1 protein-coding gene is annotated in these 231 nt (G+C 52.8%); it reads left to right on the forward strand.

Features of this window, described 5'->3' with window-relative positions:
* Nucleotides 1-231, forward strand: a 231-nt coding sequence (locus tag NXT09_RS22495; RefSeq protein WP_268581211.1) for a 5-deoxy-glucuronate isomerase, incomplete at both ends; no start/stop codon positions are given.

Raw genomic sequence — 231 nt, forward strand, 5'->3', positions numbered from 1 at the left:
GTCGGCAAGGGAGCCAAGGCCTTAGCCTTTAGTAGCCTCGACAAGACTAAACCGGCAAAACTGTATTATAACAGCGCACCCGCGCATGCCGTTTACCCGACACGCATCATCACACAGGATGACGCGATAAAAGCGCCGTTGGGCGATGTCACGACCTGCAACAAACGGACGATTTGCAAATATCTGGTGCCGGAAGTGGTAGAGACCTGTCAACTGAGCATGGGATTAACG

This window comes from Pectobacterium jejuense (genome assembly GCF_026800125.1).
Classification (GTDB): Bacteria; Pseudomonadota; Gammaproteobacteria; order Enterobacterales; family Enterobacteriaceae; genus Pectobacterium; species Pectobacterium jejuense.